At 71.7% G+C, this 10750-nt stretch carries 13 protein-coding genes; 7 read left to right on the forward strand and 6 right to left on the reverse strand.

Features of this window, described 5'->3' with window-relative positions:
- The first annotated feature begins 138 nt into the window (after positions 1 to 138).
- From AC1QRC_RS07035 to AC1QRC_RS07045, 3 genes are all read left to right on the forward strand, one after another.
- Positions 139 to 261: a hypothetical protein gene (locus AC1QRC_RS07035; protein WP_484206068.1), complete on the forward strand. Its 123-nt coding sequence runs from the start codon at positions 139 to 141 to the stop codon at positions 259 to 261.
- A gap of 123 nt (positions 262 to 384) precedes the next feature.
- A complete protein-coding gene (locus tag AC1QRC_RS07040; RefSeq protein WP_484206069.1) occupies positions 385 to 891 on the forward strand; it encodes a YflT domain-containing protein in 507 nt (168 codons plus the stop codon).
- Positions 892 to 909: 18 nt separating this feature from the next.
- The gene (locus AC1QRC_RS07045) at positions 910 to 1632 is read left to right on the forward strand and encodes a DinB family protein (RefSeq protein WP_484206070.1); all 723 of its coding nucleotides are present in this window, start codon (positions 910 to 912) and stop codon (positions 1630 to 1632) included.
- A 36-nt stretch (positions 1633 to 1668) separates the two neighbouring features.
- Here the strand turns inward: AC1QRC_RS07045 and AC1QRC_RS07050 are convergent, their stop codons facing one another.
- The gene (locus AC1QRC_RS07050; protein WP_484206071.1) at positions 1669 to 3171 is read right to left on the reverse strand and encodes an aminopeptidase P family protein; all 1503 of its coding nucleotides are present in this window, start codon (positions 3169 to 3171) and stop codon (positions 1669 to 1671) included.
- A gap of 59 nt (positions 3172 to 3230) precedes the next feature.
- Here AC1QRC_RS07050 and AC1QRC_RS07055 point away from each other — a divergent pair, with 59 nt between their 5' ends.
- Positions 3231 to 4733: a threonine/serine exporter family protein gene (locus AC1QRC_RS07055; RefSeq protein ID WP_484206072.1), complete on the forward strand. Its 1503-nt coding sequence runs from the start codon at positions 3231 to 3233 to the stop codon at positions 4731 to 4733.
- A 22-nt stretch (positions 4734 to 4755) separates the two neighbouring features.
- On the opposite strand, the gene AC1QRC_RS07060 is transcribed toward AC1QRC_RS07055, so the two are convergent.
- A complete protein-coding gene (locus AC1QRC_RS07060) occupies positions 4756 to 5448 on the reverse strand; it encodes a hypothetical protein (protein WP_484206073.1) in 693 nt (230 codons plus the stop codon).
- Positions 5449 to 5527: 79 nt separating this feature from the next.
- On the opposite strand from AC1QRC_RS07060, the gene AC1QRC_RS07065 reads away from it, so the two are divergent.
- Complete coding sequence (locus AC1QRC_RS07065) at positions 5528 to 6400, forward strand: PHP domain-containing protein (RefSeq protein ID WP_484206074.1); 873 nt, start codon at positions 5528 to 5530, stop codon at positions 6398 to 6400.
- Between the two features lie 34 nt (positions 6401 to 6434).
- Here the strand turns inward: AC1QRC_RS07065 and AC1QRC_RS07070 are convergent, their stop codons facing one another.
- Complete coding sequence (locus AC1QRC_RS07070) at positions 6435 to 7940, reverse strand: DEAD/DEAH box helicase (protein WP_484206075.1); 1506 nt, start codon at positions 7938 to 7940, stop codon at positions 6435 to 6437.
- Positions 7941 to 8133: 193 nt separating this feature from the next.
- Here AC1QRC_RS07070 and AC1QRC_RS07075 point away from each other — a divergent pair, with 193 nt between their 5' ends.
- On the forward strand, positions 8134 to 8838 hold the full coding sequence (locus AC1QRC_RS07075) for a ferritin-like fold-containing protein (RefSeq protein WP_484206076.1): 705 nt from the start codon (positions 8134 to 8136) through the stop codon (positions 8836 to 8838).
- Between the two features lie 105 nt (positions 8839 to 8943).
- Here the strand turns inward: AC1QRC_RS07075 and AC1QRC_RS07080 are convergent, their stop codons facing one another.
- The 3 genes from AC1QRC_RS07080 to AC1QRC_RS07090 form a co-directional block, all read right to left on the reverse strand.
- Positions 8944 to 9210 (reverse strand): GlsB/YeaQ/YmgE family stress response membrane protein, encoded by a 267-nt coding sequence (locus AC1QRC_RS07080; RefSeq protein WP_484206077.1) that lies wholly within the window; start codon positions 9208 to 9210, stop codon positions 8944 to 8946.
- A 160-nt stretch (positions 9211 to 9370) separates the two neighbouring features.
- Positions 9371 to 9598: a DUF3107 domain-containing protein gene (locus AC1QRC_RS07085; protein ID WP_484206078.1), complete on the reverse strand. Its 228-nt coding sequence runs from the start codon at positions 9596 to 9598 to the stop codon at positions 9371 to 9373.
- An 80-nt stretch (positions 9599 to 9678) separates the two neighbouring features.
- Positions 9679 to 10284 carry a TetR/AcrR family transcriptional regulator gene (locus AC1QRC_RS07090; protein WP_484206079.1) on the reverse strand — a complete coding sequence of 202 codons (606 nt, stop codon included), beginning with the start codon at positions 10282 to 10284 and terminating at the stop codon, positions 9679 to 9681.
- Positions 10285 to 10390: 106 nt separating this feature from the next.
- Between AC1QRC_RS07090 and AC1QRC_RS07095 the strand changes: the two genes are divergently transcribed.
- Positions 10391 to 10744: an MGMT family protein gene (locus AC1QRC_RS07095; RefSeq protein ID WP_484206080.1), complete on the forward strand. Its 354-nt coding sequence runs from the start codon at positions 10391 to 10393 to the stop codon at positions 10742 to 10744.
- The last annotated feature ends 6 nt before the right edge of the window (positions 10745 to 10750 follow it).

Consider the following 10750-nt stretch of genomic DNA (forward strand, 5'->3'; position numbering starts at 1 on the left):
GAATACCCGCGCACGACCCCCGGCGTTGCAAGCGTTTAGCCGGGTGTCGTCTGCGATGAGGGAGACGGTCTGGCGCCCGGCTGAGCCCGAGCCCACACCGTATCCAGCACGACACCGAACCAGGAGCACCACACCCCCATGGGATTCACCACCACCGGCACCTATGACTACGCCACGTTGCGTGCCTTCCAGCACCGCCTGCGGGCGCAGGACGTCGCGCGCCGGCCGGTCAAGCCGCGCCGCCGACTGTTCCAGCGCTGACCCGGCGCACCCGTCCCGGGTGCGCCACGATCGACAGACCCTCGAGCCCCAGTGGGCCCGGGGGTCTTGTTGTCGCCCGTGCCGTGGTGGGACTTCCGCCCGCGGTGGTGCCATGATGGGCGGGTGAGCAGTCAACCCCACATGGGAGCCCCGGGCCGTATGGCGGGGCTCACCCTCAACTACCCCATGTCACTCGGGGTCTTCGACCGGTACGAGGACGCCCAGCGGGCGGTCGACTACCTCTCGGACCAGCAGTTTCCGGTCGAGAACTGCATGATCGTGGGCACGGACCTGCGTCAGGTCGAGCGGGTCACGGGGCGGCTGAGCATGGGCCGGGTGGCCCTGGGGGGCCTGGTCACGGGGGTCTGGCTGGGTCTGTTCGTGGGGCTGATCTTCGCGCTGTTCGGGACGGTCGGGGACACGCTGGTCACCGTGCTGTCGTGCGTGGTGTTCGGTGCCGGTTTCGCGCTCATCTGGGCGCTGTTGGGCTACGGGATGACCCGGGGTCGGCGCGACTTCACCTCGATCTCCCAGGTGGTGGCCACCCGCTACGAGGTGCTGACGGAGCACAAGCTCGCCGAGCGTGCCCGCGACCTCCTCGCGCAACTACCGCCAGCCCAGCGGGGCTGACGACCGCACCTGACCGCCATGGTGACCGGGTACTCGGCGTGGGACGGCGCAGACCTGTCCGGCCACCTCATCCGGGAGGTTGATCTCTCTGGCGCTGATCTTCGGGGAGCGGTGTTGGACGGCACCACGATCGATGGCTACATCAGGGGCTTGACGGTGAACGGGGTCGACGTCGCCCCTCTCGTCGAGGCAGAGCTCGATCGGCGGCACCCGGAACGCCTGGCGCTGCGTCCGACGGACGCAGCCGGCCTCCGCGCCGCCTGGGACGTTGCCGCCAGTTTCTGGGGTGCCACCGTCGAGCGGGCCGGGCGGCTGCCGGAGGAGTTGCGCCACGCCTCGGTAGACGGCGAGTGGTCGGTGGCACGGACCCTGCGCCACCTGGTCTTCGTGACGGACGCCTGGGTCGGGCACGCGGTCCGGGGGGACTCCGCGCCGTTCCATCCACTCGGGCTGCCGGCCGGCTTCCTGGACGGTGCGGCCTGCGGCATCGACGGCGAGGCCACGCCGACGTGGGCGGAGGTTCTCCAGGTGCGAGAGGACAGGATGGCTATGGTGGCGGACCTGCTCGCCGGGCTCACCGACGACGACGTCCACACGGTCTGTGGCCCGAACCGGGCGCCGGGGTTCCCGCCACCGGCCGAGCGCACTCTGCTGTCCTGCCTGCACGTCGTCCTCAACGAGGAGTGGGCACACCACCAGTTCGCCGTGCGCGATCTCGCCAGGCTGGAGGTTGGAGACTGACCGGGGCGAAGTCCGGAACCCGGGTCCCGGGGGCAATCAGCGGCGCCCTCCGGCGCGCACCCACGCCTCCACCTCGTCGGCCGAGCGGGGGAGTGCCACCGACAGGTTGCGGTGACCGTCCTCGGTGATCACGATGTCGTCCTCGATGCGCACCCCGATGCCGCGGAACTCCTCCGGCACCAGCAGGTCGTCGGCCTTGAAATACAACCCGGGCTCGACCGTGAGCACCATGCCGGGCCGCAGCGTGCCCTCCATGTAGTCCTCACGCAGGGCGAGCGCGCAATCGTGCACGTCGATCCCGAGGTGGTGGCTGGTGCCGTGCACCATCCAGCGCCGGTGGAACTGGCCGTGCTCGGCGTCCAGCGTCTGCTCCACGGTGACGCCGTCCGGGAGCAGGCCCCACTCGTGCAGCTTCGTCGCGATGACTCGGATGGCAGCCTGGTGCACGTCGCCGAAGGTGTTGCCCGGGCGCGCCGCAGCCAGCCCGGCCTCCTGTGCCTCCAGGACTGCCTCGTACACCCTGCGCTGCACCTCGGTGAACGTCCCGTTGACCGGGACCGTGCGGGTCACGTCGGCGGTGAACAGGGCGTCGGTCTCCACCCCAGCGTCGAGCAGCAGCAGGTCGCCGTCGGTGACGTCACCGGTGTTGCGGATCCAGTGCAGGGTCGTGGCGTGGTCCCCGGACGCGCAGATCGAGTCGTAGCCGACGCCGTTGCCCGCGTGCCGGGCGTGCAGGCCGAACACACCCTCGACCCAGCGTTCGCCGCGGCCCCGTCGCACCGCCTCCGGGAGCTCGCCGACGACGGCGTCGAACGCCTCGGTCGTGGCGTCGCAGGCCCGCTGCATCTGCTCGATCTCCCACTCGTCCTTCACCAGGCGCAGGGTCGACAGGAAGCGGGCCAGCTCGGCGTCCTCCTCGCTGTGTGCCTGGGCCTCGTCCTCGACGGCCGCACCCGCCTGCGCGCGGACGGACGCCACCTGGGCGGTGACATCCTGGTCCGCGTCCGGCACGACGCGCAGCGTGACCTGGCCGGCGTCCTTGGCCAGGGCATCGCCCAGCTCGTCCAAGTGCCGGGTGGCTACCCCCAGCTCCGCAGCCAGGCTCTCCAGGGTGGGCCGGGCACCGACCCAGAACTCCCCGACGCGGGAGTCGGCGAAGAACTCCTCGCTGTCCCGGTCGGCCAGCGGATAGAAGTACAGGACCGGCTCGTGGCCGCCCTCCTCGAGCGGATGCAGCACCAGCACGGCGTCCGGCTCCCGGTCGGCCCCGAGCCCGGTGAGGTGCGCGAACGCGCTGTGCGGGCGGAAGACGTAGTCGGTGTCGTTGCTGCGCACCTTCAGGCCGCCGGCGGGCACGACCAGGCGTTCCCCGGGGAAGGCGGCGGAGAGGACCGCACGGCGACGCTCGGCATACGGCGCCACCGCCGCCTGCTCGGGCAGCCGGCCGTCTCGGGGAGCCCACCCGCTGGCCACGAAGGCGCGGAACTCCTCGGTGGTGGGACGGCTGCGGTGCCCTGCCTTGATCTGCTTCTCACTCACCCGCCCATCGTCGCACGGTCGGTTCCAGGCCAGGTTGCGCAGGTGCCTACCCTGGTGCCGTGCCCTCACGCCCCGACCGTCGGAAGCCCGCCCCGCCCTCCGGCGCCGAGATCACCGGGCCCCAGGTCCGCGCCGTCCCCCGCGTGGGCACGGTGTGGCGCGACCGCGCCCAGTGGGTGGTGCGCGGGGTGGGGCCGCCCACCGTCCCGATCGCCCTGCCGGGCCACCACGACGAGGTCAGCCAGCGGCACGCCAGGATGGTCATCGACCTCGCCCTGCGGATCGGTGAGGCCATGCTCTCGACCGGCGCCTCGGCCGCGGACGTCGTGGCCACGGTGCTGCGGCTGGCCAACGCCTACGAGATCCGCTCGGCCCACATCGACATCACCTTCACCTCCATCGAGGTCTCGATCCACCGCGGCATCGACGAGGACCCCCTCACGGTCATGCGGGTGATCTCCGTGCGGTCTGCCGACTACTCCAGGCTGGAGCAGGTGCAGTTGCTGGTCGACCGGATCGCGTCCCCGGAGGACGGCCAGGACACCCTGCCGGTGGAGGAGGCGCGCGATGAGCTGGGCCGGCTGCTCGCCCAGCCGCACCCGTACCGTCGATGGGTGGCGACGGCGGGCGCCGCGCTCCTCGCCGGCGCCGTCGTGGCGCTGTTCGGCGCGCAGCCGGGCATGTGGATCCTAGCCGCGCTGAGCGCCGCGATCGTGGATCGGGTCTCCCGCTGGCTGGCTCGCGTCGGCTTCGCCGCGTTCTTCAACCAGGCGATCAGCGCCGCGATCCCCACGACCATCGCCGTGTTGCTCTTCTGGGGGCGGGACCACGGGTTCGAGATACCCGGCGTGCAGTCACCGTCGCTGGTCGTCATCGCGGGGATCATCGTGCTGTTGGCCGGGCTCACCGTGATGGGTGCGGCAGAGGACGCACTGGACGGCTACTACGTCACGGCCGGCGCCCGCGGTCTTGAGGTCCTGATGTTGACCGCGGGCATCGCCACCGGGATCTCCCTGGTGCTGGCCATCGCCTCGGCCGCCGATGTGCCGATGGATGTCGTCCCGACCGTGCGGCTGGCCGGTGACCCGGTGGCCAACACGGCGGCGGCGATGCTCGTCGGGATCGGCTTCGCGCTGTCGACCCATACCGGCCCACGGGGTGTCGCGGTCGCCGGGCTCACGGCCGGGGCGGGATGGATCGTGTACGAACAGGTCGACCCGCTGTCGCTGGGGGATGCCACGACGGTGGGGCTGGCGGCGGCGCTCGTCGGGGCACTGGGGTATGTCGCACACCGCACCCTGCGCGTACCGGAACTGGCGATCACCACGGCGGGGATCGTCTCGATGCTGCCCGGGCTGGCGGCCTACCGCGCCCTGTTCTGGATGATGGAGGACTCGACCGGCCTGGTGAGCACCGCCCTGGTGGAAGGGTTCCGCGCCGTCTCCATCGGCCTGGGCCTGGCTGCCGGCGTCTCGATCGGCGGGTTCGCCGCCCGGCGCGCGCTCGGCCTGGACCGGTTCGCGACCCGGGCCCGACGGCGCTCGCGGGGTGGGTTCGTCTGAGCGTTGCGGCGCGGGTGTGCCCTCAGTCCTGCCACTCCACGGAGTCCAGGATCTGGGTGAGGATCTCCTCGCCCTCCTCGCGCTGGGACTCGGCGGCGGACAGGGTCAGGACGTAGAGCACGTCGTCGTGGACCACCCAGCGCTGGATCTGGGCCAGGCCGAAGTCGTTCTGCTCCCGGAAGATGACGTAGCCGAGTGCCTCCTCGCCGGCGACCTCGACCGGGTCCAGCATCTCGTACGAGCCGTCGTCCCCGGCGAGGTCCTCGGCCGAGGACTCGAGGGTCTCCTCCAGGTCCTCGAACGCCGGCTCCCCTGTGATGACCAGGTTGGTGTAGAACTCGTCGGCCGGTTCGTTCGCCCGAACGGCGGCCTCGACCTCCTCGGCGACCATGCTGCGCGCGTCCATCCAGCCGGCAGGCACGTCGAAACTGAAGGCCCCGTCGTTGGAGGTGACGGTGCCGGCACCGTCCTCCGGGGCCCCGGTCTCGGCCGACTCGTCACCGCCCGTCGTCGTCTCCGCGTCGTCGGGCGGGGCCGCGGACTCTCCCGCCCCGTCGTCGGTCGCGGTGACGCCCTCCTCGTCGGCCTCCTCGGTGGCCTGGGTGGAGTCCGTCGTCACCACCGGGTCGTCGTCGCCGGAGCAGCCGGCCAGCAGGGCGGCGGCCAACAGGGCGGCCCCGTACTGGGTCGTGCGGGTGCGGTGGCGACGTGTCATGCAGGCTCCTTCGGTCGGCCGGCGGTCCGCCGGGTCGGGTCTCATCCAGTATGACCCCACCGCCGCATAGGCTGGCGCGGTGAGGATCGATCTGCACACCCACTCAGACCGCAGCGACGGCACGGAGCCGCCCCGGACCGTGGTCGAGACCGCAGCACGGGCCGGCGTGGATGTCATCGGTCTGACGGACCACGACGTGACCAGCGGGTGGGCCGAGGCGGACCTGGCCGGGCGCGAGAGCGGCGTGAGCATCGTGCCCGGGATCGAGGTCTCCTGCAGCCACCACGGGATCTCGGTGCACATGCTGGGCTACCTGTTCGATCCGCAGGACCCGGAGCTCGTGGCCGACCTGGCGCGGTCCCGCGACTCCCGGGTCACCCGGATCCAGAAGATGGCCGAGCTGCTCGAGGCGGACGGCTACCCGGTGAGCTACCGCGCGGTGTTGGACCACGCCCGCAGCGAGGCGACGCTGGGACGTCCGCACCTGGCGGACGCCCTGATCTCCGCAGGGGTGTTCCCCGACCGGGCTGCCGCGTTCGCGACAGTGCTCTCGCGCGGCGGGGGCTACTACGTGTCGCACTACGCCCCGCGGCCGGAGGACATGGTGCGGATGATCCGTGCCGCGGGGGGTGTGGCGGTGATCGCCCACCCGTTTGCCGAGCAGCGCGGACGGGTCGTCGACGACGAGGTCATCGCGGATCTGGCGCAGGCGGGACTGGCGGGGATCGAGGTCGACCACCGGGACCACGACCCCGCGGCCCGCGACCGGGCCGCCGGGCTGGCGCGGGACCTCGGCCTGCTCCCGACCGGCTCCAGCGACTACCACGGAGCCAGCGGCAAGCCGAACCGACTGGGGGAGAACACCACGTCCGCGGAGGTGCTGGCCGAGTTGCTCGAGCGCAGCACCGGACACCGGGTCCTCGGGGCGCCGCTCGCGCTCGACCTGGGCTGACCCCACCCGACGAGGGGCGACCGAGCCCGACGGGTCAGTCCGTGGTGCCGCCGCCGGACTGCTGCTGGGTGCTGGGCCCGCGACGGCGCCGCTTCCGGTTGCGGGTGCGCTGGGGAGCGCCGTCGGCGCCCTCCCGGCGACCGCGGTCGCTGCGGGACCCGCGGGCCTGGTCGCCGCGGCCACCGGACCGTCCGCCACCGGAGCGACCGCCGCCACTGCGTCCGCCCCCGTGCCGACCACCCTTGCCCGGGCCACGACCGGTCTCCCCCAGGTCCTCCAGGACCTCGGCGTCCAACCCGGCCCGGGTGCGGGCGCTGCGGGGCAGCGTGCCCTTGGTCCCCGCCGGGATGTTGAGCTCCTCGTACAGGTGCGGCGAGGAGGAGTAGGTCTCCACCGGCTCCGGGATGCCCAGGTCGAGGGTCTTGTTGATCAGGGCCCAGCGGTGCAGGTCGTCCCAGTCCACGAAGGTGACGGCCACACCCGTGGCGCCGGCTCGTCCGGTGCGGCCGATCCGGTGCAGGTAGGTCTTCTCGTCCTCGGGGCACTGGAAGTTGATCACGTGCGTGACCGCCTCGACGTCGATCCCACGGGCCGCGACGTCAGTGGCGACCAGGATGTCGACCTTGCCGCTGCGGAAGGCCCGCATGGCCTGCTCGCGGGCACCCTGGCCGAGGTCACCGTGGATCGCCGCTGCCGCAAAGCCGCGGCTGGCCAGGTCGTCGGCGACCTTCGCGGCGGTGCGCTTGGTGCGGGCGAAGATCATGGTCAGCCCGCGCCCCTCCGATTGCAGGATGCGGGCCAGCATCTCCACCTTGTCCATCGCGTGGGCGCGGTAGACGAACTGCTCGACGGCGGCGACCGTGTGGCCCTCGTCGGCCTCGCCCATCGCCCGGATGTGGGTCGGCTGGGTCATGTACCGGCGGGCCAGGGAGACGACGGCACCGGGCATCGTCGCGCTGAACAGCATCGTCTGTCGGCCGGCGGGGGTCAGCGCGAGGATTTTCTCAACGTCCGGCAGGAAGCCCAGGTCGAGCATCTCGTCGGCCTCGTCGAGCACCACCACGCGGGCGTGCCCGAGGTTCAGGTGTCCCTGGTTGGCCAGGTCCAGTAGTCGGCCGGGGGTGCCGACCACGACTTCCACGCCCTTGCGCAGCGCCTCGACCTGCGGCTCGTAGGCCCGGCCGCCGTAGACCGTGAGCACCCGCAGGCCACGCCGCGCCCCGGCCTTGGTGAGGTCGCTGGCGACCTGCACGGCGAGCTCGCGGGTCGGGGCCACGGCCAGGGCCTGCGGCTTGCCGGGCGCCGCCAGGTCGGCGAAGCCGGGGTCGTTCGGACCGACGGCCTGCTGCAGCATCGGGACGCCGAAGCCCAGGGTCTTGCCGGTGCCGGTCTTGGCCTGACCGATGATGTCGTGGCCGCCGAGTGCGACCGGCAGGGTCATCGCCTGGATGGGGAAGGGGTGGGTGATCCCCTGGTCGGCGAGTGCGCCGACGATCTCGGGGTGGACGTCGAAGTCCGCGAACGAGCGGGTCTGTTCCATGGTGAACGTGTCTTTCCGGTCGGGGGGCACGCGCGGATCCGCCGATGAGCGGCTCAACGTCAGGAGTACCCCTGCACTGTGGGCCGATCGGGGTCAAGTCCTTCGGTGGCTGCCACTGGCAGCCGGTGCATCGTGCCGACCGGGCACCGTATGTCCGTTCAGTGTATCGCCGGTTGGCAGTAGGTTGGCACCCATGAGTGGTGAGGTGGTGTCGCAGGGGTCCCCGGGGGACCCGGGCCTGGTCGACCAGGACGGCGTGGTCGACCTGTTCGGGGCATTGGCGTATGCGGAGTTGACCGCGAGTCTGCAACTGGCGCTGGACGCGGAGCGGGCACCCGACCTGCGGGTACAGACCGCGCTGGGCCGGATGATGACCTCCGAGTTCGGGCACTTCGAGCGGCTCACCGCGCGCCTGACCGAGCTGGGGCGGGACCCGGAGGAGGCGATGGCGCCGTTCGTCGAGCCGATCCGCGCCTATCACGCGCGGACGACGCCGAGCGACTGGCTCGAGGGGCTGGTGAAGGCCTACGTCGGCGACGGGATCGCCCGTGACTTCTACCGCGAGATCGCGGTGCACCTGGCACCGGAGGACCGCGACCTGGTCCAGCACGTGCTCGGGGACGCGGGCCAGGACGATCTGGTCGTCGCGTCGGTGACCGAGGCCATCGGGGCCGACGAGCGTCTCGCGGGCCGGCTGGCGCTGTGGGGGCGTCGCCTGGTGGGAGAGGCGATCGCGCAGACGCAGTACGTCGCCGTCGAGCGTGACTCGCTGGCCTCGCTCGTGGTGGGTGGCGGCGGGCTCGATGGCGGACTCGATCTGGCCGAACTGGGACGGATGTTCACCCGCCTCACGGAGGCACACGCCGCGCGGATGCAGCGGCTCGGGCTGGCCTCGTAGGCGGCCGGCCCGGCACGAGCGGGGTAGGAGCCCCGAACGTGCACGGAAACGACGCAGGGCGTGACCGCCTCGGCGGCCACGCCCTGCGTCGTGCAACGGCTCCGGTCAGACCTTCTTGCCGGAGACCGCCCCGTAGATCAGGATGAGCACCGCGGCGACCGCGATGCCGATGAAGAACGCGATCCAGTCGATGCCTCGCGTGGTCTCGTTGCCGCTCAGCCAGGTGTAGATCATCGAGCCCCCGAGGGATCCCAGGGCACCCAGGCCGATGGTCATGGGGACGGAGATGTTCTGCTTGCCGGGAAGTACGAGACGCGCCAGCGGGCCGATGATGCAGCCCGCGATCAACGCCCCGATGATGGTCCAGATCATGATGCAGCCTTTCCAGTGCGTGCCCGCCGGAGGCGGACATCAAGTGTCACACCTGCAACATCAGTCACAGATTCAAGCGGCCTCAGTGTAGGCCCGCACTGGTCCTGCTGCACCGCAACACGCACTCGTGACCGAACCGTGACCTCGGGCGGACCCGCCCTCAGCCCCGGCCGAAACCGACGCGTGGCTGCTCGGGCGAGCCGACCTCCACGTAGCCGATGGCCGCCACCGGCACGATGACGGTGCCGCCCTTGTCGTCCGTCAGGGAGAGCACTCCCTCGCCGGACTCGACGGCTGCCGTGACGGCGGCCTGTACCTCCTCCGCGGACTGGCTCGACTCGAAGTTGACCTCGCGGGCCACCTCGCGCACGCCGATACGGATCTCCATCTGGGCCTCCTCAGGGGGGACCGGGCACGTGGCACCCGGTCCGACGGACGGTGTTCGTGGGTCGGAACTGTCTGTGGGGGTCAACTCGCCGGGTCGGCGGAACCTTCCTCGCGGATCAGCGGCATCGCGCCGAGGCCGCGCCAGGCGACCTGGGCCACCAGGTCGGCGGCCTGCTCGCGGGGCACCTGCCGGTCGCCGGATACCCATCGCTCGGCGCAGGACTGGGCGAGGCCGATGAGCGCCGTGGCCACCAGCGCCGACTCTTCCTCCGGCAGCCCGGTGTCCTGTCGGATCGTGGTGGCGATGGCGCCGGCGCACGCCCCGACCACCCGCGTGAGCCGCTCCCGGACCTCGGGGTCCGAGGACTGGTCGGAGTCGAAGATGAGTCGGTAGCCGGGATCCTGGTCGACGAACTCGAAGTAGGCGCCGACCGAGGCCGCCACACGTTCGGCGTTGTCGCTGGAGGAGTCGAGAGCGGCCTGCACCAGGGCCACCAGTCGCTCGGCCTGGAGGTCGACCAGCCCCAGGTAGAGGTCCTGCTTGCTGGCGAAGTGCTGGTAGAGCACCGGCTTGGACACCCCGGCCCGTTCGGCGATGTCGTCCATCGCGGTCGCGTGGTAGCCCTTGTCCACGAACGAGTCCTGGGCTGCCTGCAGCAGCTGGGCGCGGCGCTCCGTGCGGCTCATCCGCCGTCGAGTCGAGCTGATAGGTCTGCTCACGGTCCTCCTCCTCGGCGAGTCGCCATCCTACGTGGCCCGGACGTCGCGTCTGTGCCCGCCTATCCTGACGCGTATGGACCAGGGGCAGCCACCGGAGGCGGAACGGCTGCCGGTGTATGCCGAGCGGGTGCTCGACCTGGTCGACCAGGTGCCGGCGGGCCGGGTGCTCAGTTACGGGGACGTCGCCGAGCTGCTGGAGGAGGGAGGTCCCCGCCAGGTCGGGGGCGTGATGGGCCGCTACGGCAGTCTCACCTGCTGGTGGCGCGTCGTCATGGCGGACGGGTCCCCTCCGCCGGGTCATGAGGACCAGGCCAGGCGCCGGTGGGACGCCGAGCAGACGCCGAGGCGAGGAGCCAGGGTCGACATGCGGGAGGCGAGGTGGCACGGGCCGAACGGGGTTGCCGGCGCCGGTGTCGGTGGTGCCTGATGGACT

The sequence above is a fragment of the Ornithinicoccus sp. genome (assembly GCF_057176825.1).